Consider the following 3,795-nt stretch of genomic DNA (forward strand, 5'->3'; position numbering starts at 1 on the left):
AAGGTGAACTCGCTTTTGTGGCGCAAAACTATGAGACCAACAAACTCATAACCATCCTTGATAATCGCCGTCAAACCACGATTCGAAACTACTTTTTGAAGTATCCATTGAAAGTACGACAAAAGGTACGGTTTATCACGATGGACATGTCAGGAGCCTATATCCCACTAGCTCGCAGACTTTTTCCAAATGCCGAAATCATTATTGATCGTTTCCACATCATCCAGCACCTTGGACGTGCCTTTTTAAAGACAAGAATTGCGATTATGAACCAGTTTGATAAGAAATCACTCCCCTACCGAGCCTTGAAAAATCACTGGAGACTCTTCCAAAAGGACAGCCGTAAGTTATCTTGTAAATCATTTCACTCGAAGACCTTTGGTCAAACCTTAAGTCCACATGAAGTCGTTAGGAAGACACTAGACTTTTCAGAAGATCTCGCTAATTATTATAACCTCTATCAGCTGTTGCTGTTTCACTTTCAAGAGAAGAGGGTAGATGAGTTTTTTGAGCTCATAGAGGAGAATATAAGCAAGGTCAATCATTACTTCAAAACTGTCTTTAGGACTTTTCTTAGACACAAACAATACATCAAAAAACTCTAAGCAGGCTTAGCCTGCTAACTCATGATAGAAAAGAAAGTTCGGCTTATAATGAAGGTGAACAATACCAATCCGTTGTCTTTAATAGAGCTTTGCCTAGCCTGTATCATAAAGAATGAGATTCATAACTTCTTACAAAGTGCTAATATCAAACTAACCAGCTATCTTTCAGATATATTCTCTAAGACAGGACAGTCTCTTTTAATGCTCTTTGTCAATGGGGAACTCAATGATTATGACAATGTGACAGCTTGTATTCACAAGCATGTCAAAGCAAGTCCAGAAGAATTTATAGAGGCCATGAATAGGAAGTTGTCACTAGAGGATCGATTTCTCTTGGACCAAAGCCTAGAAGAATATCAATTGTACCAAAAACTCATGAATAAATTAACGAGTGAAATAATAGCTTATATCGAAAAGGAGTTTCCCTGAAGAAATAGATTACTTCAAACGATTCCTGGTGTGAGTGAAACTTGTGCAGTCACTATTTTAGCTGAGAATGGACCAGATGTAAAGGCCTTTCAATCGGACGCACACTTAGCTTCTTGGGCTGGACTCTGTCCAGGGTCTTATGAAAGTGCTGGCATTAAAAAATCCTCACACATCACGCAAGGAAATCGATATATCAAGTAGGCTTTGACCATGTCGGGATTGATTGCGGCTCACTCTAAAGACAATGCGTTTTAATCTTTTTATAGCAAAATTTCCCAAAGAGGAAGTAAGATGAAAGCCGTCATTGCTTGCGCACATAAGCTGCTTCGTATCATTTACAAAATTCTCGCAACACACCAAGAATACGACAAAGAAAAGTGCTAGGACTGAGGCAACAGTTCTAACACCAAAAATTTAAAAAATCTCAATTACAGTATAGCACAAGAAGAGTTTTTTGCGCTATTTTTGATGTTTTTCAAATAAAACGCACTAGAAACAGACTATTCAAACGCGAAACTTGAAGCGACTAATAAGTTGATTAAAGACATCAAACAGTTGGGGTTCGACTTAAGAAACTTTATCAACTTTAAGAAGCGTGTCTTCATCACTCTGAACATACAAAAAGAGAAAACCTATCAGGTTCTCTCTAGATGTTAGCCTTTCGTCACTCACTACAGTTGACAAAGAGCCGTTTTTTAAATAGTAGCTCATACAAGAGTAATATGTTGTTAGAAGCTAAATGTGAAGTCTCTATGATAGAAGTTAATTAGAGACGAGGGGAAGATAAATTCATTTAAATATGAGTCTACTAACGTGATTATAGCAGTAAAATTAGAATTTTGCAACAAGTTTTATAAAAATAATATTTTCTGATATGTTGAGATGGATTTTCAGACTATATTATAGGAAAATAGAAATTAGTTTAAGACTAATTAATTTATAATTGAGGAGATTTCAGGGAGCGTCAATGCATGGTTACAATTTAATGTTTTATGTTTTGAAAATATATAGGTGTTTAATTTAAGAGACTAAATATTTCTTTCATACACAAAAGATATATAGAATGAGATTGTGTGACGATTGATATTTAGATTATATTATGGTAAACTCTTTGTTAGCTAGATTGTCCATATAGTATTTCTCAAGGTAATGGGTAATTTCTGGAATATTAATACGAAAAAAATGCGAGAGAAGTTCTTGCATTTTTTTTATTAAAATTAGTAGTTTTTATTTATCTTTTCAATTAAAATGTTAGATATATGGGGATCTTAGTATAATTTATAAAATTATTTAACTCAAAATATATCACTTGTTTGAATATCAAGAGAATATTCTTACAAATGTTAGATTCTTTGGAATTATTTATATAAAAAGGTTTTATTATTTTCACGAGGATCTAGTTACTAATCATAATTCGTTTTTTATATTGATTAAAAATTAGAGAAAATACTTGCTTAAAGATTAAAAAAAGGATATGATAGACTTCGGAAGAAGGTTAATAAATGTATAGAGTGCGTGTTTTTTCAATAACGTCTTCGTTTTTTTGACGTGCCTTGGGGTACAAGGATTAACATATAGGAAGATTTTGAATGAAACAAGCAAATCATGTTTTTGAAAAAGTGACAAAATACGCCATTCGTAAATTGTCAGTAGGTGTAGGGCCAGTTGCTATCGGGACATTCTTGTTAGCAGGTGGTCTTTTCGTGTCTAAACCAGTTTCGGCAGACCAGGTTACTTCGGATGCATCGGTACACATGGCCTATGTCACAGAAAATGAATTAACAGCTGAAGAGCAGAAGCAAGTGGTACATGCTATTCCTAAGGAATATCAAAATGAGGACACTTTTTATCTGGTTTATAAACGTAAGGGAGACAGTCAAGCTACTCTTCCTCAGACAGGAAGTTCTGACTGGGCAGCGACAGGTTTGGGATTGGCAACAGCGACTATGGCTGTGTTGCTATTTTCAAAAAAACATCGTAAAAAAATTATTGGCTTGGTCTTGATTGGGGCCGCAGGGCAAAGTCTCCTTGTGCCGATAGAGGTGCTTGCCTTGCAAAACAAGGAGTTGCAGGCCTATAATCAAACTCTTGCGGTTTCAAATAAAGAAGATTTGGCTAAGGGTGTTATTGCCATTGATGGTTATGAGTATGTGGGTTATCTGCGTTACTCTGCTAAGCCGGAGCTTGAACAACCTTTGGAGAATACTTTGCAAGGGCTTGAGTCTTCAATAAAAGAAGATAATACAGTTAGTCAGGGGACAGCTGATAAGGATAGTAAGGGAATCAGTTGGAAAAAAGGTAGTCAGGAGTCAGGTCATGAGGGCGAAGCTCTAGTTCAACCTGCTAACCCAGAGTACACTGGTCCAATTAGCGCTAAAGGTACGCAAGAATCTGGTCATGAAGGCGAGGCAACTGTTCAACCCGCAAATCCAGATTACACTGGACCGATTAGTGCCAATGGTACCCAAGAAGTTGGACACGAAGGCGAAGCTCTAGTTCAGCCCGCCAATCCAGCGTATACCGGTCCAATCAGTGCTAATGGTACCCAAGAAGTTGGACACGAAGGCGAAGCAGCTGTTCAACCTGTCGCTCCAGAGTACACCGGTCCAATCAGTGCTAACGGTACCCAAGAAGTTGGTCACGAGGGTGAAGCATGGGTCCAACCGGCTAATCCAGAGTACACTGGACCAATCAGTGCTAACGGTACCCAAGAAGTTGGTCACGAGGGTGAAGCATGGGTTCAACCAGCTAATCCAGAGCC

At 37.6% G+C, this 3,795-nt stretch carries 2 protein-coding genes and 3 pseudogenes; all 5 read left to right on the forward strand.

Translation table 11 applies throughout. The annotated features are described in order from the left end of the window. Positions 1 to 596: pseudogene (locus tag HMPREF1517_RS07225) on the forward strand (transposase); the annotation flags it as partial. Positions 597 to 806: 210 nt separating this feature from the next. Next, entirely contained in the window at positions 807 to 1,034 is a 228-nt protein-coding gene (locus HMPREF1517_RS07230; RefSeq protein WP_229040659.1) for a hypothetical protein, read from the forward strand. 18 nt (positions 1,035 to 1,052) lie between these two features. Beyond that, a pseudogene (locus HMPREF1517_RS10815) lies at positions 1,053 to 1,235 on the forward strand (transposase); the annotation flags it as partial. A 282-nt stretch (positions 1,236 to 1,517) separates the two neighbouring features. Further along, positions 1,518 to 1,684 (forward strand): annotated as a pseudogene (locus tag HMPREF1517_RS10490) (transposase); the annotation flags it as partial. Between the two features lie 939 nt (positions 1,685 to 2,623). Beyond that, positions 2,624 to 3,795, forward strand: a 1,172-nt coding sequence (locus HMPREF1517_RS07240; RefSeq protein WP_037600634.1) for a YSIRK-type signal peptide-containing protein, incomplete at its 3' end; no start/stop codon positions are given.

Source organism: Streptococcus sp. ACS2, from assembly GCF_000525585.1.
In the GTDB taxonomy this organism is placed as follows: domain Bacteria; phylum Bacillota; class Bacilli; order Lactobacillales; family Streptococcaceae; genus Streptococcus.